At 71.1% G+C, this 19,122-nt stretch carries 17 protein-coding genes, 3 tRNA genes and 1 pseudogene; 11 read left to right on the top strand and 10 right to left on the bottom strand.

Annotated features, from left to right (window positions below; translation table 11 throughout):
• Positions 1-100 precede the first annotated feature (100 nt).
• Positions 101-2,198, top strand: a pseudogene (locus tag AMA02S_RS26085) (catalase).
• A 56-nt stretch (positions 2,199-2,254) separates the two neighbouring features.
• On the opposite strand, the gene AMA02S_RS26080 reads toward AMA02S_RS26085, so the two are convergent.
• The gene (locus tag AMA02S_RS26080; protein WP_067462434.1) at positions 2,255-2,647 is read right to left on the bottom strand and encodes a nuclear transport factor 2 family protein; all 393 of its coding nucleotides are present in this window, start codon (positions 2,645-2,647) and stop codon (positions 2,255-2,257) included.
• A 345-nt stretch (positions 2,648-2,992) separates the two neighbouring features.
• On the opposite strand from AMA02S_RS26080, the gene AMA02S_RS42170 reads away from it, so the two are divergent.
• Complete coding sequence (locus AMA02S_RS42170; protein ID WP_157430842.1) at positions 2,993-3,211, top strand: hypothetical protein; 219 nt, start codon at positions 2,993-2,995, stop codon at positions 3,209-3,211.
• Here AMA02S_RS42170 and AMA02S_RS26075 read toward each other — a convergent pair.
• The gene (locus tag AMA02S_RS26075; RefSeq protein WP_067462431.1) at positions 3,196-3,843 is read right to left on the bottom strand and encodes a hypothetical protein; all 648 of its coding nucleotides are present in this window, start codon (positions 3,841-3,843) and stop codon (positions 3,196-3,198) included. The genes AMA02S_RS42170 and AMA02S_RS26075 overlap by 16 nt on opposite strands.
• Before the next feature lie 123 nt (positions 3,844-3,966).
• Between AMA02S_RS26075 and AMA02S_RS26070 the strand changes: the two genes are divergently transcribed.
• The gene (locus AMA02S_RS26070; RefSeq protein ID WP_067462428.1) at positions 3,967-5,019 is read left to right on the top strand and encodes a Ppx/GppA phosphatase family protein; all 1,053 of its coding nucleotides are present in this window, start codon (positions 3,967-3,969) and stop codon (positions 5,017-5,019) included.
• Between the two features lie 82 nt (positions 5,020-5,101).
• Positions 5,102-6,790: an aa3-type cytochrome oxidase subunit I gene (ctaD, locus tag AMA02S_RS26065; RefSeq protein WP_067462425.1), complete on the top strand. Its 1,689-nt coding sequence runs from the start codon at positions 5,102-5,104 to the stop codon at positions 6,788-6,790.
• A gap of 17 nt (positions 6,791-6,807) precedes the next feature.
• Here the strand turns inward: ctaD and qcrB are convergent, their stop codons facing one another.
• Together qcrB and AMA02S_RS26055 are read right to left on the bottom strand one after the other, a co-directional pair.
• The gene (gene qcrB / locus AMA02S_RS26060; RefSeq protein ID WP_067462422.1) at positions 6,808-8,448 is read right to left on the bottom strand and encodes a cytochrome bc1 complex cytochrome b subunit; all 1,641 of its coding nucleotides are present in this window, start codon (positions 8,446-8,448) and stop codon (positions 6,808-6,810) included.
• A gap of 75 nt (positions 8,449-8,523) precedes the next feature.
• The gene (locus AMA02S_RS26055; protein ID WP_067462419.1) at positions 8,524-9,378 is read right to left on the bottom strand and encodes a LysR family transcriptional regulator; all 855 of its coding nucleotides are present in this window, start codon (positions 9,376-9,378) and stop codon (positions 8,524-8,526) included.
• 68 nt (positions 9,379-9,446) lie between these two features.
• On the opposite strand from AMA02S_RS26055, the gene AMA02S_RS26050 reads away from it, so the two are divergent.
• Positions 9,447-10,328, top strand: coding sequence for an EamA family transporter (locus AMA02S_RS26050; RefSeq protein WP_067462416.1), 882 nt, complete (start codon positions 9,447-9,449; stop codon positions 10,326-10,328).
• Between the two features lie 102 nt (positions 10,329-10,430).
• Here AMA02S_RS26050 and AMA02S_RS26045 read toward each other — a convergent pair whose 3' ends face one another.
• From AMA02S_RS26045 to AMA02S_RS26030, 4 genes are all read right to left on the bottom strand, one after another.
• A complete protein-coding gene (locus AMA02S_RS26045) occupies positions 10,431-11,516 on the bottom strand; it encodes a PrsW family intramembrane metalloprotease (protein WP_169806891.1) in 1,086 nt (361 codons plus the stop codon).
• The gene (locus AMA02S_RS43010) at positions 11,513-12,073 is read right to left on the bottom strand and encodes a hypothetical protein (protein ID WP_067462413.1); all 561 of its coding nucleotides are present in this window, start codon (positions 12,071-12,073) and stop codon (positions 11,513-11,515) included. The genes AMA02S_RS26045 and AMA02S_RS43010 overlap by 4 nt, the downstream gene beginning before the upstream one ends.
• 79 nt (positions 12,074-12,152) lie before the next feature.
• Positions 12,153-12,935, bottom strand: a complete 783-nt coding sequence (locus tag AMA02S_RS26035) for a pentapeptide repeat-containing protein (RefSeq protein ID WP_067462410.1) — start codon at positions 12,933-12,935, stop codon at positions 12,153-12,155.
• A gap of 61 nt (positions 12,936-12,996) precedes the next feature.
• Positions 12,997-13,707 (bottom strand): 2OG-Fe(II) oxygenase, encoded by a 711-nt coding sequence (locus AMA02S_RS26030; protein ID WP_067462407.1) that lies wholly within the window; start codon positions 13,705-13,707, stop codon positions 12,997-12,999.
• 78 nt (positions 13,708-13,785) lie between these two features.
• On the opposite strand from AMA02S_RS26030, the gene AMA02S_RS26025 reads away from it, so the two are divergent.
• The 5 genes from AMA02S_RS26025 to AMA02S_RS26010 all read left to right on the top strand — a co-directional run bounded on the left by AMA02S_RS26025 (position 13,786) and on the right by AMA02S_RS26010 (position 15,396).
• A complete protein-coding gene (locus AMA02S_RS26025; RefSeq protein ID WP_067462404.1) occupies positions 13,786-14,583 on the top strand; it encodes a putative protein N(5)-glutamine methyltransferase in 798 nt (265 codons plus the stop codon).
• Between the two features lie 45 nt (positions 14,584-14,628).
• Positions 14,629-14,775 carry an LPFR motif small protein gene (locus tag AMA02S_RS43005; RefSeq protein WP_169806890.1) on the top strand — a complete coding sequence of 49 codons (147 nt, stop codon included), beginning with the start codon at positions 14,629-14,631 and terminating at the stop codon, positions 14,773-14,775.
• A gap of 286 nt (positions 14,776-15,061) precedes the next feature.
• Positions 15,062-15,135 (top strand) — tRNA-Arg (locus AMA02S_RS26020).
• Between the two features lie 25 nt (positions 15,136-15,160).
• Positions 15,161-15,232 (top strand) — tRNA-Gly (locus AMA02S_RS26015).
• 89 nt (positions 15,233-15,321) lie between these two features.
• A tRNA-Lys gene (locus AMA02S_RS26010) sits at positions 15,322-15,396 on the top strand.
• Between the two features lie 40 nt (positions 15,397-15,436).
• On the opposite strand, the gene AMA02S_RS26005 is transcribed toward AMA02S_RS26010, so the two are convergent.
• On the bottom strand, positions 15,437-16,300 hold the full coding sequence (locus AMA02S_RS26005; protein ID WP_067462401.1) for a nuclease: 864 nt from the start codon (positions 16,298-16,300) through the stop codon (positions 15,437-15,439).
• Between the two features lie 247 nt (positions 16,301-16,547).
• Between AMA02S_RS26005 and AMA02S_RS26000 the strand changes: the two genes are divergently transcribed.
• Entirely contained in the window at positions 16,548-17,714 is a 1,167-nt protein-coding gene (locus AMA02S_RS26000) for an acyl-CoA dehydrogenase family protein (RefSeq protein WP_067462398.1), read from the top strand.
• On the opposite strand, the gene AMA02S_RS25995 is transcribed toward AMA02S_RS26000, so the two are convergent.
• Positions 17,689-19,122 carry a sensor histidine kinase gene (locus tag AMA02S_RS25995; RefSeq protein WP_067462396.1) on the bottom strand — a complete coding sequence of 478 codons (1,434 nt, stop codon included), beginning with the start codon at positions 19,120-19,122 and terminating at the stop codon, positions 17,689-17,691. The genes AMA02S_RS26000 and AMA02S_RS25995 overlap by 26 nt on opposite strands.

The raw sequence follows: 19,122 nt of genomic DNA, 5'->3' as shown, positions 1-19,122 counted from the left end.
GTGCCCGGCAGAACTCAAGTTCCGGTCAAACCGCGCATGTCGCGGATGGCGTCGGGTAGCGGGAGCCTCGGAGCCATTTCACCATCGAGGGAGCTGGATCATGGCGAACCCCGCCGGCGGCGACGACCCGAAGCAAGAGCAACTGGAGCGGTGGCGAGTGAGTCCGGAGGGAACCGCGCTCACCACCGATCAGGGCATCCGGCCGGATGACACCGACAACTCGCTCACCGTTGGTGAGCGCGGACCGACCCTGATGGAGGACTTCCATCTGCGTGAGAAGGTCACCCATTTCGACCACGAGCGGATCCCGGAGCGGGTCGTACACGCGCGTGGCGCCGGGGCGTACGGCCATTTCCAGCTGCACGAGTCCCTCGCCGAGTTCACCACCGCCGAGTTCTTGAGCGACACGTCACTGACGACGCCGGTGTTCGTGCGCTTCTCCACCGTCGCCGGGTCGCGCGGCTCGGCCGACACCGTCCGCGACGTCCGCGGCTTCGCGACGAAGTTCTATACACGGCAGGGCAACTTCGACCTCGTCGGCAACAACATGCCGGTGTTCTTCATCCAGGACGGCATCAAGTTCCCCGACTTCGTGCACGCCGTGAAGCCGGAGCCGCCGAACGAGATCCCGCAGGCGTCGTCGGCGCACGACACGCTCTGGGACTTCGTGCAGCTGCAGCCCGAAACCATGCACATGATGATGTGGCTGATGTCGGACCGGGCACTGCCGCGCAGCTACGCGATGATGCAGGGGTTCGGCGTCCACACGTTCCGGCTCGTCAATGCCGAGGGGCGCGGGACGTTCGTGAAGTTCCACCTGAAGCCCAAGCTCGGCACCCACTCGCTGGCATGGGACGAGACGCAGAAGATCGCGGGGAAGGACCCGGACTTCAATCGCCGTGATCTGTGGGACCGCATCGATGACGGCGACTTCCCGGAGTACGAACTCGGCGTCCAGCTCGTCCCGGCCGAGGACGAGCACCGTTTCGACTTCGACCTCCTCGACGCGACCAAGATCATTCCGGAGGAGGAGGTACCGGTGCGGCCGGTCGGCCGGCTGGTGCTGGACCGTAACCCCGACAACTTCTTCGCCGAGACCGAGCAGGTCGCCTTCCACCTCGGAAACGTCGTGCCGGGCATCGACTTCACCAACGACCCGCTGCTGCAGGCCCGGCTGTTCTCCTATCTGGACACGCAGCTCATCCGCCTCGGTGGCCCGAACTTCCCGCAGATCCCCGTCAACCAGCCCATCGCCGACGTCCGCAACCACCACCGTGACGGCTACCACCAGATGACGATCCAGCAGGGGCAGTCGGCCTACCACAAGAACTCGCTGTCGGGCGGCTGCCCGGTGGTCGGTGGTGAGGGCTCGTTCACCCACTTCCAGGAGCGGGTGGACGGAAAGAAGATCCGCAAGCGCAGCACGAGTTTCGCCGACCACTACTCGCAGGCGACGTTGTTCTGGAACAGCATGTCCCGCTGGGAGAAGGAGCACATCGTCGGCGCGTTCCGGTTCGAGCTCGGGAAATGCGATCACAAGCACATCCGCGAGGGCGTGATCGCCCACCTCAACCACGTTGATCACGACCTTGCCGTCCAGGTCGCGCAGGGCGTCGGGGTGGAGCCGCCGGAGGCCGCCGTGACCGCCAACCACGGCCGCAGCTCGCCCGCGCTGAGCCAGGACAACACGCCGCGCGACTCCGTCCAGGGCCGCAAGATCGCGATCCTGGCCGCCGACGGCGTCGATTCCGGTGCCGTGGCCGCGGTCGGTGACGCGCTGGTCGAGGCGGGCGCGGTGTGCGAGGTGCTCGCCGCGCGGGACGGCTTCGTGCAGGCGGCCAACGGCGCCCAAGGTCGAGGTGACCCGTGCGCTGCCGACCGTCGCGTCCGTCCTCTACGACGCGGTGGTCGTGCCGGGCGGGGAGGAGAGCGTCCACACCCTCGCGCAGGACGGCGCCGCCGTCCATTTCGTCGCCGAGGCGTTCGTGCACTGCAAGGCGATCGGTGCCCTGGACGCGGGTATCGGCCTGCTGGAGCGGGCCGGGATCACGGGGGTGCGCTTCGCGGACGGCGACACGGTGTCCGACGTCGGCGTCGTCACCGTCGAGGGCTCGAACGGCACCTTCGTCACCGAGCTGATCAAGGCCGTCGCCGCGCACCGGCACTGGACCCGCCAGAAGGACCACGTCCCCGCCTGACGGCGGTCTTCCCGCGACCGTCGACCCGCCACCGGGGCCCGCTCCCGGTGGCGGGCTCAGCTCGGGTCGGCCTCGCGGCGGATCGTCTCGAACTGTTCCGCCATCGCCTCCGACAGGGCGTTTGCGCCCGACAGTGGGCGGACCATCACGCAGAACTCGTCGATGAGCCCGTCCGCGTCGTGCCGGAGGAAGTCGCAGCCGTGCACCTCCCGGTCGCCGACCCGGGCCTTGAAGACCAGCGCGTGGTCCCGTCCGGCCGGGTCACCGATCTCCTGGACGTAGCGGAAGTCCTCGAAGACCCGCATCACCCCCCGCAGGATGGCGGTCACCATCTTCCGGCCGTCGTAGGGCGCGAACGCCACCGGGCTGAGGAAGGTGACGTCCTCGGCCAGCAATGCCGGGACGGCGTCCATGTCGCCCCGCTCGATGGCCGCGCGCAGCGGATGCATCGGCCCACCTCCTTGACTCGTTCTGCGAACAGGATGTCAGAGTTCCGGCACGGTGATCAGTGGCCGCCGGACCTGTGATCCCGCTCTCGTTCCCGTCCGAAGGGCGCCGTGCCGGGCATGGATCGTTCCCACCGAACCTTGATCACGTGTACCCCGCGATCACGTAGGCCCCGTCCGCGGCTCCCCCGAGAGGACTCCTCCGAGAGGACTCCTCCGCATGCCCGCCCAGCCCGTCCGCGCCAGCAGGCGGCCGCTTCGCAAGAGCAGCCGGCCACGATCCAGCAGGCGACCGGTGCACCTCCATCTCGAACGCGACCTGCGCGATGACCGCGACCCTGCTGTCCGGTGAGCTCCTCGCTCGGTGTGGGCGGGGCGCTCGGCCTGCCGCTGGCGGCCTACGTCGCCCAGCATTTCAGCCGGCGCACGGCGTCGTCCTCGCCCACCGGGCCGGGTGATCCGCCGCCGGGCAGAGGCGGCGCGACTCCGGGCCCCGCCCAGCGCAAGGGCGATGGCAGCGGATCAGGCAGGCGATCCTCGATCGTCGCGGTTCAGGGGCACCGGTGAGCGCGGGCGGCCGCTCGCACGGCCGCCGCCCGGGTCTCCCACAGGTGCGCCGGTGGTCGTCCGGGGGTGTCGCCGGAGCCGGGCCGCAAGCGGAAGCCGCGGGCGTCATGCGCCTCCCAGCCCGCGCGTTTCCCGCGCAGGTTCAGGTAGTGCGTCACCGCTCCGGCGGCGTGACCGTCGTGTCGCAGATGCCAACGGTGCGCATCGCGGTCGGCGATGGTGAACTGGCACAGCAGCCAGTCGGGGCCGACGCGGCGGGCCAGGTCCAGCGTGACGAGCGGCTCGCCGTCCGCCGGGCGTCTGGCCCGGGGCGCTACGGGCGGCCGGACGGCGGCGGGCTGATCCTGGGCGCGCAGGGTCAGGGCGAGGTCGCGGGCCGCCTGCGCGAGGGCGCGGGTGGCCTCGGTGAGCCGGCGGTCGTCCGCGCTCGGCGCCGCATCGCCTCTCGCCCGGCGCGCCCGGACGCTGCGTCTGTAGGCGGTGTCGAGGGCGGCGAGCGCGCGGGCCGCCTCGTCCCGCGCGGCCTTGAGGACGGTACGGGCGCCGGTATCGCGAACCGCGGGGGTCCGTGCGGGTGCCGGGGTCCGCACGGTCGGCTCCCGGGACCGTGAGGTGAGCTTGTCGTGTGGCAAACGGGGGCTCCTTCGAACTGGCGGGCTTCCGGTGGCCTTCCCGAAGATGGCGATTTCTACCGTCGTCCGGGGTCGGCCCGGTCTTCCGGACTGGAGTGGTCAATTTCGGGTAAAGGGTCGGCCATGGATGCCCCCTGCCTGCGTCTCGGTGTTCTCGACATCGGCTCCAACTCCGCCCATCTGCGTATCGCCGACCTCAGCCCGGGGGAGGGGCCGGCCCCGGTGCGGTCGGTCAAGAGCGCCGTGCGGCTGGCCGAGTCCACCGACCAGTGGGGCGTGATCGGACCGCCCGCCATCGGACGGCTGGTCGGCGCGGTGCGAGAGGCGGCGGTCGCCGCCGCGGTGAGCGAGGTCCGCGAGTTGATCCCGCTCGCCACGTCCGCCCTGCGGGACGCGGCCAACCGCGACGCGGTCGCCGCCGAGGTCCACGCCGCCACGGGGATCTCGCTCGGCTTCCTGTCGGGTGAGCAGGAAGCGCGACTGACGTTCCTCGCGGCGCGCCGCTGGTACGGCTGGTCCGCGGGCCCGGTGCTGCTCGCCGACATCGGCGGCGGGTCGATGGAGCTGGCCTACGGAGCCGGCGAGGAACCCGAGATCGCCGTGTCGCTGCCGCTCGGGGCGGGCCGGCTCACCCGCCACCACCTGCCCCGGCGCCCACCCGTCGGCAAGAGGCGGCGCAAGGCCCTGCGCGAGCACGTCCGGGCGGTCCTCGCCGAGGCGTCGGCCGAGATCGCCGAACGCCCGGCGCCGTTGCGCGCCATCGCCACGTCCAAGACGTTCACCCAGCTCGCGCGGCTGTGCGGCGCGCCCAAGGGCAAGGCGGGCCCTTACGCGGCGCGTCACCTAGACCGCCGTGACCTCCACGGTTGGATTCCCAGACTCGCGCGGATGTCGCACCAGGAGCGGGCCGAGCTGCGCGGAGTGGGGGCCTCCCGCGCCCACCAGATCCTCGCCGGCGCGATCGTGGCCGAGGCGGTCATGGACATCCTCGGTCTGGACGGCCTCGACATCTGCCCGTGGGCGCTGCGCGAAGGCATCTTCCTGCACCGGCTGGACGCGCTGACCGCGGGACGCCCAGCCGGGCCGCCGTTCACGTCCGCGCAGGGGCCGGAGGTGCTGCCGCCACCCGTCGCCGTCCAGCCGGAGCGGCACCTGCGGGTCGCCGTCGTCCGGTAGGCGCGCTCCACGGCGCGCGTTTGAAAGGCGATCTCTCCGGTAAGTCACCGCAGGGGAGCGGGGCGAGGGGGGAGGAACGGGGATGACGGCCGTCCAGGACCGGCGGGACACCAGCGTCGCGGAGGCGCTGGAGCGGCACCGCAAGGGCACGCGCTTCGGCGAGGTCCTCGCCGCCACGGATCACAAGGTCATCGGCTACCTCTACCTCGGTACCTCGTTCACGTTCTTCCTGGTGGCCGGGCTGATGGCCATGGTCATGCGGGCGGAGCTGCTCGAACCGGGCCTACAGGTCGTCAACGATGATCGTTACAACCAGCTGTTCACGATCCACGGCACGATCATGATGTTGCTGTTCGCGACGCCGCTGTTCGCCGGGTTCGCGAACGTGATCGTCCCGCTGCAGATCGGCGCGCCGGACGTGGCGTTCCCCCGGCTGAACGCGCTCAGCTACTACCTGTTCCTGTTCGGCGCCCTGATGGTGCTGCTCGGATTCGTCGTTCCGGGCGGCGCCGCGTCGTTCGGCTGGTTCTCCTATGCGCCGCTGTCGTCGGAGACCTTCTCGCCGGGCCGCGGCGGTGACCTGTGGGTGATGGGCCTGGTGCTGTCCGGGCTCGGAACGATCTTCACCGCGGTCAACATGATCTCCACGATCATCGCGATGCGCGCTCCCGGGATGGTGATGTTCCGGCTGCCGATCTTCACCTGGAACGTGCTGCTGACCAGCCTGATGGTGCTCATCGCCTTCCCGGTGCTCGCCGCCGCGCTGCTGGCCCTGGAGGCCGACCGGAGGGTGGGCGCGCACATCTACGACCCGGGGCACGGGGGCGCGCTGATGTGGCAGCACCTGTTCTGGTTCTTCGGCCATCCCGAGGTCTACATCGTGGCGCTGCCGTTCTTCGGCATCGTCACCGAGATCCTCCCGGTGTTCTCCCGCAAGCCGGTCTTCGGCTATCTCGCGCTCGTCGCGGCCACCATCGCGATCACGGGCCTGTCCATGACGGTCTGGGCGCACCACATGTTCGCCACCGGCCAGGTGCTGCTGCCCTTCTTCTCGTTCACCTCCTTCATGATCGCCGTGCCGACGGGGATCAAGTTCTTCAACTGGGTCGGGACGATCTGGAAGGGCAATCTGACCTTCGAGACGCCGATGCTCTGGGCCCTCGGGTTCCTCGTGACGTTCCTGTTCGGCGGTCTGACCGGGGTCGTCCTGGCCTCCCCGCCGATGGACTTCCACCTCACCGACTCCTACTTCGTCGTCGGCCACTTCCACTACGTCCTCTTCGGCACCGTCGTGTTCGCCATGTTCGGCGGCTTCTACTTCTGGTGGCCCAAGATGACCGGCAGGAAGCTCGACGAGACGTGGGGAAAGATCCATTTCTGGCTGCTGTTCGTCGGGTTCCACACGACCTTCTTCGTCCAGCACGTGCTGGGGGCGGGCGGGATGCCACGCCGCGTCGCCGACTACGCCGACGAGTTCGGGACGCTGAACCTGGTCTCCTCCCTCGGCTCGTTCGTCCTCGGGGCGTCCACGTTCGCTTTCCTGTGGAACATCTGGCGGACGCACCGGCGGGGCGAGCGCGTCGGCTCGGATGATCCGTGGGGCTTCGGCGGGTCGCTGGAATGGGCGACCTCCTGCCCGCCGCCCCGGCACAACTTCACCGCGATGCCGCGCATCCGATCGATGCGACCCGCGTTCGACCTGCACTACCCGCCGGCGGAGGGGCCGCGGGAGGCCGCGACGTCCCTGCCGCGGCTCCCATCGGGCGGCTGAGGGTCGGTGGGCTCCCGCTATTTCGTGGACTGCCCGTCCTGCCGGGCGGGGGTGCCGTCGCCGTCGTGGTCGCCCTGGCCGCCGCCGTAGGACTCGCTCTGGTAGTTGAAGTAGAAGCGATTCAGGCGGGTCCGGACCTGGACGCGGGCTCGGTCCGGCGTCGGGAGCGGGATGATGTGCCGTGGATAGGAGGCCACGAGTTCCTTCGGCTGCCGGGCCAGGAGGGTGGCCTCCTCCTCGTCCGAGGGCGGTTCGTGGCGCTCGGTGAACCCGCCATCGGGCGTCAGCCTGAGCAGCCCCGTCTCCACGCCCTCTTCCCGCATGCGCAGGTCACGGCGCTGAAGGCTCAGGCAGGCCCGCCGGGTGAGGGCGAACGCCAGGAACGGGAACACGAAGAAGCCGGCCCGGAAGAACCACGTCGTCGCGTAGAGGGGGAGGCCGAAGGTGTAGGCGAGGACGTCGTTCCCGCCCGCCGCCCACAGGTCGCCGTACCAGGCGATGGCCGCCGCACCGATTCCCGTCCTGGTGGCCGCGTTGCGCGGCCGGTCGAGCAGATGATGGACGCGATCGTCCCCGGTCGCCCAGCGCTCGACGAAGGGGTAGAGCGCGATGCAGGTGATGAACACGCCCGGCAGCACGACCGCGGGCAGGAGCACGTTCCAGCTGACCGTATGCCCGGCCACCGTCGTGGTCAGCGGCGGCATGATCCGCAGCGAGCCCTCCAGGAAGCCCACGTACCAGTCGGGTTGCGAGCCGATCGAGTCTTGCGCGGGCTCGTAGGGGCCGTACAGCCACACCGGATTGACCTGGAGGAACGTGGCCATCGCGGCCAGGACGCCGAACGTGTAGAGGAAGTAGGCGCCGCTCTGGGCGGCGAAGTGCGGGTAGGCCGGATGTCCCGAGACCCGGGACTCGCGGCGTCCCCTGGCGGGGAACTGGGTGTGGGTCTGGTGCCAGAGGATCATCAGGTGGGCGGTGATCAGGGCAAGCAGAATGCCGGGAATCAGCAGAATGTGCACGGTGAACAGCCGGGGGATAAAGTCCACACCGGGGAACTCGCCGCCGAACACGAACATGCTCACGTACGTCCCGAGGAGGGGGATCGACAGCATGATGCCGTCCGCGATCCGCAGCCCGGTGCCCGACAACAGGTCGTCCGGCAGCGAGTATCCGGCGAAGCCCTCCGCGAGCGCGAGCGTGAACAGCGTGACCCCGATCAGCCAGTTGATCTCGCGGGGCTTGCGGAACGCGCCGGTGAAGAAGATCCGCAACAGATGCGCGCAGATCGCCGCGACGAAGATGTTCGCGGCCCAGTGGTGGATCTGCCGCATCAGCAGGCCGCCTCGCACATCGAACGACAGGTGCAGCGTCGAGGCGTACGCCTGGCTCATCCGCAGGCCCCGCAGCGGCGCGTACGACCCGTCGTAGACGATCGAGGACGAACTGGGCTGGAAGAACAAGGTCAGATAGACCCCGGTGAGCAGCAGGACGATGAACGAGTACAGCGCGATCTCGCCGAGCAGGAACGACCAGTGGCCCGGAAACGCCTTGCGCAGGTTCCTCCTCAGGAAGCCCGCCGCGCCGAGCCGGTCGTCCACACCCCGCGCGAGACTCCCGACCAGCCTCCCGGCCGTCGGCTCGCCGCTCCGTCCCGCCATCAGCGTCCCCCCGGCCGAGCTGGCTTCCGGTGAGGTGCGATACCCGGGGCGGGGATGGGCAAACGGCGGCCGGGCTCAGCCCTCGTGGTACAGCTCGGTGAGCAGCTCGACCGCGTGCCGTGCCGCCGGATGCGGGTCGCCGCGCCACCAGGCGAGCCGGACGGCGATCGGCGCGGCGTCGCGGACGGGCCGGTAGACGACGCCGGGGCGCGGGTACTGCTCGACGGTGCTCCGCGCCGTCACGCCCACGCACCGGCCGGACGCGACGGCGGTCAGCCAGTCATCGATGTCGGTGGTCTGCTCGGTGGGGGGCCGGGCACCGGGCGGCCACAGGTCGAGGGTGGTGGTGCCCGTCCGCGGGTCGATGAGCAGCGTCCGCTCGCTGATGTCGGCCAGCCGAACGGACCTGCGGCGTGCCCACGGATCGTCCGAGGCCATCGCGCAGTACCGCCGCTCCGACCCCACGATGACGCCGTCGAACCGGCGGGGGTCCGGTGCCGTCCGGACGACGGCGATGTCGCAGACGCCCTCGGCCAGTCCGCCGGTGGCGGAGTTCGTGCGGACGAGTTGTACCTCGATATGCGGCCACAGGTCGGGCCAGCGCCGCTGGAAGGCGACCGTGCGCCGGCCCATCGCCGCCCACGCGTACCCGATCCGCAGCCGGGTGTGTCCGCTGGTCGCGTCCTGGACGAGGTCGTCGGCCTCGGCGAGCAGCCGCCGTGCCCGCGCGAGGACCCGCAGGCCGGTGGCGGTGGGGGCGACCTGGCGGCTTGTGCGGCGCAGCAGCCGCACGCCGAGGGCCCGCTCCAGCGCGGCGAGGGTCCGCGACACCGCCGCCTGGGAGACCCCCAGCTCGATGGCGGCATCGGTGAAGGTGCCCGCGTCGACGATGGCGACGAGCACCCGGAGGTGCCGCAGTTCCACATCCATGACTCCAACGTATAGACCTCCCATTTCATGCATTTTGCGTATGAATCAGGCGGGCTCATGCTCGGGGGATGAAGGCGACCACCGCGGCGCGGCGCCGCCCAGCCGTGGTCCCGGCCTCCCGGGCGCGCTGGGCCGGGGTGCTGATGATGCTCGCGAGCGGCACCTCCAACCAGACCGGGGCGGCGATCGGCGCGCTGGCGTTCCCGGTGATCGGGCCCGCCGGGGTGGTGGCGGTGCGCCAGTGGGTCGCCGCCGCCGTACTGCTGGCGGTAGGACGACCGCGCGTTCGGGCGTTCACCGCGGCGCAGTGGCGGCTCGTCCTGGCGCTCGCGGCGGTGTTCGCGACGATGAACCTCTCCCTGTACACCGCGGTCGACCGCATCGGGCTGGGCCTCGCGGTGACGCTGGAGTTCCTCGGCCCGCTGACGGTCGCGCTGGCCGGGTCGCGCCGCCGCCTCGACCTCGGTTGCGCGCTGGCGGCGGTGGCCGGGGTGGTCACACTGACCCGGCCGGAGCCCGCGTCCGACTACCTCGGGCTGGGGCTCGGGCTTCTCGCGGCATGCTGCTGGGCCGGGTACATCCTGCTCAACCGGTCCATCGGGCGGTCGCTGCCCGGCGCGGAGGGTTCCGCGATGGCGGCCGGCGCGTCGGGGCTGCTGTTCGTCCCGATCGGCCTTGCCGCGCTGTTCCAGCACCCGCCGACGGCCGGGGCGCTGGCCTGCGCGGGTGCCGCGGGCGTGCTGTCGTCGGCCGTCCCGTTCCTCGCGGACCTGCTGGCGCTGCGCCGCGTCCCCGCGCACTTCTTCGGCGTCTTCATGAGCGTCAACCCGGTGCTCGCCGCAGCCGCGGGCCTGCTCATCCTCGGTCAGACCCTGCACTGGACGCAGTGGCTCGGCATCCTGGCGATCGTGGCCGCCAACCTCGTCACGGTCCTGGCGCCCCGGACGTAGGGGTCACGCGCTCGCGACGTAGAGGACCTCGCGCAATCCGGGAAGCGCCTCCCGGTCGCCGCGCCAGATCAGGCGCAGGGTGAGGTCGGGCACCCGAGGTCATCAGGCGAGTTGAGGGTGCTGCGCCGCCTTGAGGAGGTGGCGCAGGTCCCGGATGTCGGCGCGCAGCCGGTCCGCCGCCCCGGGGTCGCGTTCCAGGCCGCCGAGCCCGTCGTCGAGCAGATCCAACTCGGCCGCCCGGAGCCGGGCGAGCAGCCGCCGGGGCTCACCGGCGGGCACGTCCCACCGCTCCTTCCTGCGCCACTTGCGGTAGGTGAGGACATGGCTCTCGCCCGGGACCAGGACGCCACGGAACGTCTCCGCCTGCGCCGCCCGCCGGAACCGCACCAGATACCGGTGCCGGACGCCCCGATATATCAGCACCGCGACGATCAGGATCGGTGCGCCCTTGAACGGCAGCAGCGCCACGCCGGGCAGGACCGGCGCGTCCCACCACGAGTGCAGCGCCATCGACAGGACGACCGCGACGGACGCGAGGGCCGCGTTCGTCCGGGACGGGCGGCCAAGCACGCAGCCGAGGCCCGCGCCGCCGACCGCCGTCATCGCCCAGTGACTCCACCAGGCCCCGCCGATCATCCGGCTGCCGAACGAGAAGAACGCCGCGTTCGCGTCCTGGGTGGCGCCCGTCAGCACGATCGTGTTCAGCACGTACAGGAAGTTCTCCGACATCTGGAACCCCAGGCCCACCAGTGCGCCGTACCCGTAGCCGTCCAGCGGCCCCCGGACGGCGTGCGGCGCGATCAGCGCCACCACCACCACCCCGAGCAGCTTGAGGATCTCCTCGTCCACCGGCGCCACGATGGCCGCGCCCCACGTCGCGCTGAACTCCGGGCCGGCGGTCTTGCCGAGCACCGCCTGGAAGGCGGCGTTGACCGGGAGCGCCAGTCCGAACGCGGCCAGCCCTCCCCACCCCACCGCGATCAGCGCGTACCCGAGCGGCCGCGACCGCACCGGGTGCAGCCGCAGCAGCAGCCAGACCCCGGCGACCAGGGCGGGCGCCAGGAGTGCGGATCCGGCCAGCACGCCGGCGGGAAACGCCCGGACCTGCTCCCCGAGGGCGTCGGAGGCGATGAGGGCGCCGGTCAGGCATGCGACGGCCCACAGCCAGAACGCCGGGCGAGTGGTCACGGCGAGATCCGGATGGTCCGCACGATGGCGTCGACCTGTGCCGCCGCCTGCCCGTACGCCGCGGGCGGCCCCGACGCGGTGACCGTCGCGCCGAGCGTGTCGGTGGCGAAGACGGTGGCGGTGCCCACCCGGCCATCGCCGTTCAGGTGCCCGGTCAGCCCCCTCAGGCCGTGCGCGGTCGTGATCGTGGACGGCGCCGCGCGCAGCCGCGTCTCCCGGCCGACCGACACGATCCTTTCGAGGCCGTCCCACAGTGTGCGGGCGTCCAGCGGCGCCAGCGGGACCACCACGCTGATGTTGAACATGACCTCGTCCCTTGTCAGGAACGCGTTGCTGCTAAGGAACGAACGCTCCTCGCTGAGCCGCCAGCCCGCCGCCGGGACGGTGAACGACACCGGCCGGGTGCCGTGACGTTCCGTCCCGACCGACAGTACGGTTCCCGCGCGAACCGGTCGTCCGCCGCTCCCCAGCGCCGCGTCCAGCAGCGGTAAACCCCCGCCGAGGACGAGCAGCACGAGCGCGACGAGACCGGTGCCCCACCATCTGACCCGCCCCACGCGGCCCCCCAGAACGACATGGGACCACACAATTCCATGTCTAGCGGGACATGCCCCCTTGGTCGGGCACCAAACAAGATCAAGCCCAGTGGGCGGGCCGCTCCAGGCCCGCCGGCAGCCGGGTCGCCTCATCGCCCCTCGCCGCGTTGACCTGCGCCTGGGTGAGGAACAGGGCGCCGCGCAGGTCCGCGCCGCGCACGTCGGCGTCGCGTAGGTCCGCCCCGATCAGGTCGGCGTTCCGTAGGTCGGCGCGCCGGAGGCCGGCGGCGATCAGGTAGGCGCCGCGCAGGCTCGCGCCCCGTAGGTCGGCGTCCTCCAGCCGGGCCCCGATGAGGTCGGCGCCTCGCCGGTCCTTGCCGCCGGGCCCCCGCACGAGTTCACTGGCCCGCAGCAACAGGGGGTTGACGTCCTTCCGGAGCGCCGCCACGTCCACAGCGACGAGGTCGGCCGGGCTCCCCTCAGTGAGCCGTACGACCCGGTCCCGCGCCCGCCGGAGATCGCCGTGAACGGGCCTCGCCGCGGGCATTCCCAGCGCTTCGTCCAGGTACCAGAGCAGCTCGTGGAGCTGCCGCATGACGGGGAAGACCGCGAACATCTCCCGGGCGCCGCCCTGCCGCCAGTCCCGTCCGCCGAAGGTCGTCTGGGAGACCTTCTGACCAGCCCCGAAACACTCGAAAACGGTACAACCAGGGAAGCCTCGTTCCCTCAGATCCGCATGGACGCCGCACCGGAAGTCCGCCAGCAGGTTCCGGCACGGTTCCCCGGCCTCCTTGCCGACGGCGAAATCGGCGGACCGCGCGAACGGGAGCGCCACACAGCACAACCCGAAACAGCGCGCGCAGTCAGCCTTCAGCCCGGACATCCGGCCATGTTATGCGCCGGTTGGGTGGCCCGGCCGCGTGACCGGCAGGTCGGACGGCATGTCAGGCGGCGTCATGGAAGACCAGCCCCAGGGTGCGCCGATGTCCGGATCGCACCACGCTGACCCCGTGCCGGACCGGAGCGGCCGACCACCCCCGCTTCGTCCGGACGGGGCGGTCGCGTGTCGTGAAGATCAGTCCACGGCCCCGCGGAAGGAGCGTCGCCGTCCCGCGGGACTGGGCGCGCGCCCGCTGCTCCACCATGAGGAACTCCCCGCCGGTGTAGTCGCCGCCGGGTTCGTCCAGGCCGATCACGACCTGGAGGGGGAAGACCAGGTCTCCGTACAGGTCGCGGTGCAGCGCGTTCCATCCGTCCTGCCCATACCGCAGGAGGATGGGGGTGGGCTTTGTCTGCCCGGCGGCGTGGCACATGCCGAGCCACTCCTCCAGGGTGTCCGGCCAGGGCGCTGGTCGCCCGAGCCTCCCGGCCCAGTCCCGCGCGATGGGCAGCAGGCGCGGGTACAGCGCCGTCCGCAGCGCCTGAACGGCCTCGGGGAACGGCTCGGCGAAGTACCGGTACCGCCCGGCGCCGAACCGGTACCGCTCCATGTCGATCGTGGACCGGAACCGTCCCACCTCGTCGTACAGGGCGGCCACGTCCGCGCATTCGTCCTTGCGCAGCAACTCGGGAGTCACGGCGAAGCCGTAGGCGTCCACCTCTCGGCCGAGCGCGTCCCAGTCGCCTTGCGCGACCCTGCTCGCGTAGATGCTCATGTCCGTTGAACCCCGCCGAGGGCCATGGCGTTGCGGTCGCGCGGGTAAGGTGCCCGCAGGCTTTCCCGGAAGGCACTCATGCCAGCACCCCCAGAAACCGTCGTCTCTCGGCTCCGCGCCGCCGGATGCGTGTTCGCCGAGGACGAGGCACGGCTCCTGGTCTCCGCGGCCCGCACGCCCGCCGAACTGTCCGCCATGGTGGAGCGGAGAGCCGAGGGACTGCCCCTCGAACACGTCCTCGGCTGGGCCGAGTTCTGCGGCCTGCGCGTGGCCGTGGACCCCGGGGTCTTCGTCCCCCGGCGCCGCACGGAGTTCCTTGTCGGGCAGGCTCTTGCCCGCGCTCCCCGCCGCTCCGTGGTCCTCGATCTGTGCTGCGGCTCGGGCGCTCTCGGGCTCGCGCTGGCCGCGGCCCTGCACGACACCCAGCCGGACGGTACCGAGCTGCACGCCGCCGACATCGAGCCGGCCGCCGTGCGGTGCGCCCGCCGTAACCTCGGCGCGGTCGGCCACGTTTACGAAGGCGACCTGTTCGATCCGCTGCCCGGCACGCTGAAAGGCCGAGTGGACGTCCTGCTCGCCAACGTGCCCTACGTCCCGACCGGAGAGGTGCCGCTGCTGCCCGCCGAGGCCCGGGCGCACGAGCCGCAGGTCGCGCTCGACGGCGGCGCGGACGGCCTGGAGGTCCTGCGCCGCGTCGCCGGTGAGGCTCCGCAGTGGCTCGCGCGCGGCGGACACCTGTTGTTCGAGACGAGCGAACGGCAGGTTCCGCTGGCGACCGGGATCCTGGCGGACGCCGGCCTGGACGCCGAGATCGCGCGCTCGGACGAGTTGTACGCGACGGTGGTCATCGGGACCCTCGCGGTTAGAACCTCATGACCGGGTATTGGGACGGGGACGGACGAGCGAAGGAGTGAGAGTCTCATGCGCCGCATCACCGCAGCGCTCAGCGCGATCATCGGCACGGTCATCAGCATTGTGACGCTGCCGTTCCGGGTGCTCGCCCGGTTGTTCTCCCCGGGCCGAGGCCGGACGGCGCGTTCGCGTACCAGCCGCCGCAGGGCCGCCTGACGGCACCGCGAGAAAGGGGGGAGAGGCCTGGCCTCTCCCCCCTTTCTCATGTCGCCGGAGGAAAACCCGTTGCCGCATCGGACGGCGTGCCGCACCATAGGAGCATCAGACCGAGCGGGAAAGGAGCCGCGAATGAACGGGATCATCGCCAAACGAGTGCGGCGTCCTTTCGAAAGCCGCATGCGCGGCGGTTGCACCGTCCCCTCGGACGCCTCTGGCTAGGGCCGTCAGGCTCCACCTGAGGCCGCCAGGGAGAATATCCCGGGCGGCCTGTTCATTTCTGTATGCCTCTGTAGCTCAGTGGATGAGAGCGTCGCGCTACGAACGCGAAGGTCCCAGGTTCGAGTCCTGGTGGGGGCGCGGCGGGGTCTGGCGCCCCGCGAACGTCGCACAAGCCGAAATGGTGAGGCACCTGGCTTCCACCCAGGAGTATCGGGTTCGATTCCCGAGTGCGACTCTGGACTGGACCGGCGGGAGTAACGACCCCCGGCTGGTTCGCCCGTGCCCTGGCGGAACGGACGCCACCGTCCGCCGGAGGGCACTTTCGCCGCTCTCGTTCAACTGGGAGGACACCGGGCTCTTACCCCGGGTATAGAGGTTCGACTCCTCTGGGCGGCACCATGGAGGGTTTCCTGTCGTCCATTGTCGGCATGCGTCCCGCCTAGGCTTCGATGAAGATCAGGTCTTCGGGCGGGCGGGTCAGCCGGACGGTCTGGTCGTCCACCTCGACGACGGTGTCCAGCCCGGTGGCGTGCGCGCCGGAGATGACGAACAGCCGGTCGTCTCGCGTCGCCAGGAACTCCCGGAACCCGTCGAGGTCGGGGTTCCCGCCGCCGAGTGCGAAGTAGTCGGCGAGGCGCCGGTACAGCTTGGGCAACAGGACGAGCCGGTCGTCCAGGTCGGCGACCGCGGTGATGGTGGCGCCGGAGGTGGTGACGTCCTCCGCCCACACGCCCGTCTTGGCGGCGCGGGCCTTCTCGGTCGCCGCCGTCAGCTCCTCGCGAAGGTCGGGGAAGAGCTTGCTGTAGAACGTCGGGTAGACGAGGCCGTCCGCGACGAGCCGATGGTTGGTGCTCTGGCGCAGCAGCGGCGCGTCGACGCGGACCGACGCGAGATCGTCGTGGTCGGTCTCCCCGGTGAACGCGAACGACACCGGCCGCCCGTGCGTGTCGGCGAAGCGCGTGAGGATGTACCCGGCGGTCTGCTCCGGTGACGCCGCCACGACCCGCTCGCCGTCGTGCCGTACCTCCTGGAACCCGAGCAGGTCGAGGAGCCGGTCACGGGCGGCGTGTGCCAGTTCCAGCGGCTGGTGGTGGGCGTGCCCGCCGTGGGTGGTCGGCGCGTAGTGCGTCTCCAGCGCGTCGATCGCGTCGAGCCGGAGTTGCGCGCCGCCGGTCTTGTTAACCCGGGCCCTCAGGCGGAGTTTGGTGAACGCTTCGCGGTCGTCGGGGACGAACCGGACGGAGTCCCCATCGGGTTCGGTGCGCAGGATGCGGTACTGCCCCTTGACGACGCTCAATGGCATGGAGGTCCCCTCTCCCTCACCGGCGCCACCCGCCGGTGCCGTGACCGGCACAAATGACGGTAACTCTGGGCGCACCGGTCGTCACTGGGCTGGACCGATACCGGTATGTGTCCGGCTATGGCCAGGCACGTGAGGGGGATGTCGTGGCGGTCGCGGCGCTTGACGGCGCGCGCGCCGCTCGATTATTTTGGCGTCCAAATATTTGTCGTCAAAGTAATCGGTCAGGGCCCCGCCACGTGGAGGAACAATGAGCGACTTTCCGCTGTACGCGCCGTCGGAAGAGCACGAGTTGTTGCGGGCCACGGTACGGGAGCTGGCCGAGGCGAAGATCGCGCCTTTCGCCGCGGAGGTTGATGAGGAGTCGCGCTTCCCGCAGGAGGCGTTGGACGCGTTGGCGGGCAATGGATTGCACGCGGTGCACGTGCCGGAGGCGTACGGGGGTGCGGGCGCGGATGCGTTGGCGACGGTGATCGTGATCGAAGAGGTGGCGCGTGTGTGCGCGTCGTCGTCATTGATCCCGGCGGTGAACAAGTTGGGAACGGTGCCGTTGCTGTTGTCGGGTTCGGAGGAGTTGCGGGAGCGGTATCTGGGGCCGGTGGCGGCGGGGGAGGCGATGTTCTCCTATGCGTTGTCGGAGGCTGAGGCGGGCTCGGATGCGGCGGCAATGCGGACGCGGGCGGTGCGTGATGGTGATGGGTGGGTGCTGGACGGGGTGAAGACGTGGATCACCAATGCGGGGGTGTCGCGCTTCTACACGGTGATGGCGGTGACGGATCCCGAGTTGGGGGCGCGGGGGATCTCGGCGTTCGTGGTGGAGGCGGACGATGCGGGCGTCTCGTTCGGTCCGAAGGAGCGCAAGCTGGGGATCAAGGGGTCACCGACGCGGCAGGTGATATTGGAGGGGGTGCGGATTCCCGGTGACCGGATGATCGGTGCGCAGGGTTCGGGCTTCAAGACGGCGTTGGCGACGCTGGATCACACGCGGATCACGATCGCGGCTCAGGCGCTGGGGATCGCGCAGGGGGCGTTGGACTTCGCGCTGGGGTATGTGCGGGAGCGGCGGCAGTTCGGGCAGGCGATCGGTGATTTTCAAGGGGTCCGGTTCATGTTGGCGGATATGGCGATGCGGTTGGAGGGGGCGCGGCAGTTGACGTATCACGCGGCGGTGAAATCGGAGCGGGCGATGCGGGGGGAGCGGGTGGGGGACCTGACGCTGATGTCGTCGGCGTGTAAGGCGTTGGCGTCCGACGTGGCGATGGATGTGACGACGGATGCGGTGCAGCTGCTGGGCGGGTACGGCTACACGCGGGACTTCCCGGTGGAGCGGATGATGCGGGATGCCAAGATCACGCAGATCTATGAGGGGACCAACCAGATCCAGCGGATGGTCATCGCCCGCCAGCTCCTCGGCTAACGGGCAGCCGCACCTCGAAGAGGGCACCGCCGCCGGGAGCCTCGCCCACGGTGACGTCCCCGCCGTGCGCGCGGACCAGATCGCGGGCGATGGCCAGCCCGAGCCCCGCGCCGCCCTCGTCCCGGCTCCGCGCGTCGTCCAGCCGGACGAACCGCTCGAAGATCCGCTCACGGTCGGCGGCCGGCACTCCCGGGCCGTCGTCGGAGACTCCCACGACCGCCGTGCCGCCTTCCTCACGCAGTGACAGCCGGACGGCGTGGTCCGCGTGTCGGACGGCGTTGTCCAGCAGGTTGCCCATCGCTCGCGCCAGCCGCGCTGGAACCCCCATGACCTGCGGGTCGTCCTCGAACGACGCCTCGACGGGGACGCGGGGGCTGCGGTGCTCCAGGTCGTCTCGCAGCAGCGGCGCCAGGGCCACCGGACGGGCGGGCGGGCGGTCGCCCGCGTCGATCCGCGCGAGGAGGAGCAGGTCGGCGGCCAGTTGCTGGAGCCGGACGACATCGTCCACCAGGCCGGCCACGTCCAGCAGCTCCGGATGCGCCGCCGCGACCTCCAGCTGTGTGCGCAGCGACGCGATCGGGCTGCGCAGCTCGTGCGAGGCGTCCGCGACGAAACCGCGCTGCCGCGCCACCGACGCCTCCAGCGCGGCGAGGGTCTCGTTCGTCGTGGTGGCCAGTCCAGCGACCTCGTCCCGCGAGCCCGGCACCGGGACCCGCCGGGCCAGGTCGCCGGACACGGTGATCTCGGCCAGCTCCGCGCGGACCGCGGCCACCGGCCGCAGCGCCCGCCGCGTCACCAGCCAGGTCACGCCCGCCACCACGGCCAGCAGCAGCGGCAGGCCCGCGAGCATCACCCGGGTGACCGTTCCGACGGCGTCGCGCGCCGCGGCGAGGTCCGCGCCCGCGTACACCGTGACGGTCTCGCCGCCGGGGGTGGTCACCTTGACCGCCGCGAACCGATACCCGGCGGAGTGGCCCTCGACGGTCGCGGTTCCGGTGGACAGGTGCGGGTCGTCCCCGGAGACCGAGCCGCGCGCCGGATCGTCATCGTCGTCATCGCCCGAACCGCCAGGCGTCCGGTCGCCGCCGGACGGCGCGGGCCGCACGTTCGGGGAACCGGTGCCCTCGATCGCGCCCAGGTCCTCGCTCGCCGCGCGCACCCGCCCGCTCTCGTCCACGACCTGGACCGGGTGGTCGTCCCCGTCCGGCAGGTCCAGCCCGGCATAAGCCGTTCCCGCCGCGAGCTGCGAGGCGACCTCGCGGGCGGCCACCTCGGCTTGCAGATCCGCCTGCTCGCCGAGGCTGGAGCCCAGCACCAGGACCACCGCGAGCCCCGCCGCAGCCAGCGCGACCGTGACCACGGCGGTCGCCGCCAGCGTCGTCCGCGCCCGGACGGACGAAACATGCAT

The organism is Actinomadura macra NBRC 14102 (assembly GCF_001552215.1).
GTDB lineage: Bacteria > Actinomycetota > Actinomycetes > Streptosporangiales > Streptosporangiaceae > Spirillospora > Spirillospora macra.
Note: the sequence above shows the minus strand (reverse complement) of the source record. Positions and strands in the feature narration are given on the sequence as shown.

Bases quoted from the DNA above. Each gene is read 5' to 3' on its own strand.
- AMA02S_RS26050 (WP_067462416.1), top strand. From the start codon at position 9,447: ATGAAGGCGACCACCGCGGCGCGGCGCCGCCCAGCCGTGGTCCCGGCC.
- AMA02S_RS43005 (WP_169806890.1), top strand. From the start codon at position 14,629: ATGCGCCGCATCACCGCAGCGCTCAGCGCGATCATCGGCACGGTCATC.
- AMA02S_RS26030 (WP_067462407.1), bottom strand. From the start codon at position 13,707: ATGAGCATCTACGCGAGCAGGGTCGCGCAAGGCGACTGGGACGCGCTC.
- AMA02S_RS26080 (WP_067462434.1), bottom strand. From the start codon at position 2,647: ATGCATCCGCTGCGCGCGGCCATCGAGCGGGGCGACATGGACGCCGTC.
- AMA02S_RS26005 (WP_067462401.1), bottom strand. From the start codon at position 16,300: ATGCCATTGAGCGTCGTCAAGGGGCAGTACCGCATCCTGCGCACCGAA.
- qcrB (WP_067462422.1), bottom strand. From the start codon at position 8,448: ATGGCGGGACGGAGCGGCGAGCCGACGGCCGGGAGGCTGGTCGGGAGT.
- ctaD (WP_067462425.1), top strand. From the start codon at position 5,102: ATGACGGCCGTCCAGGACCGGCGGGACACCAGCGTCGCGGAGGCGCTG.
- AMA02S_RS25995 (WP_067462396.1), bottom strand. From the start codon at position 19,122: ATGCATGTTTCGTCCGTCCGGGCGCGGACGACGCTGGCGGCGACCGCC.
- AMA02S_RS26055 (WP_067462419.1), bottom strand. From the start codon at position 9,378: ATGGATGTGGAACTGCGGCACCTCCGGGTGCTCGTCGCCATCGTCGAC.
- AMA02S_RS26025 (WP_067462404.1), top strand. From the start codon at position 13,786: ATGCCAGCACCCCCAGAAACCGTCGTCTCTCGGCTCCGCGCCGCCGGA.
- AMA02S_RS26070 (WP_067462428.1), top strand. From the start codon at position 3,967: ATGGATGCCCCCTGCCTGCGTCTCGGTGTTCTCGACATCGGCTCCAAC.
- AMA02S_RS26000 (WP_067462398.1), top strand. From the start codon at position 16,548: ATGAGCGACTTTCCGCTGTACGCGCCGTCGGAAGAGCACGAGTTGTTG.
- AMA02S_RS26035 (WP_067462410.1), bottom strand. From the start codon at position 12,935: ATGTCCGGGCTGAAGGCTGACTGCGCGCGCTGTTTCGGGTTGTGCTGT.